Source organism: Acetobacter pomorum (assembly GCF_002738225.1).
In the GTDB taxonomy this organism is placed as follows: domain Bacteria; phylum Pseudomonadota; class Alphaproteobacteria; order Acetobacterales; family Acetobacteraceae; genus Acetobacter; species Acetobacter pomorum.
The window spans coordinates 1-314 of sequence record NZ_PEBQ01000032.1; the positions used below are offsets into that span (position 1 = coordinate 1).

General features: G+C 56.1%; 1 pseudogene. It reads left to right on the forward strand.

The window, feature by feature from the left end:
• A pseudogene (locus CSR02_RS02915) lies at nucleotides 1-314 on the forward strand (hypothetical protein); the annotation flags it as partial.

Here is a 314-nt window from a genome sequence, read left to right on the forward strand (position 1 = left end):
GCCTGACCAATGTTCTTCATTTTCCGCTTCCCCTTGTTGGAGCCAGATCCTTCGTACCGGAAGCACCTTGGAGCCCTTCAGAATGGCTCCCTTTTTTCCTGAACTGTCTGAATGAAGAGATCGCGGCCGTTGAGGACCGCACACGGACTCTGGAACAAAGCTGGCGTCAGGCCAGATCAAAATCGGGTGGCCAACGTCGCACCTCGCGCGCTGACAAGGTGATAGATCTGCTCACAGCCTATCCAGTGGTCTCGGCAACACGCCTCTCAGCCGAGCTCGGCCTGTCGCTCAAAGCTGCCTACATCTATCTGGAA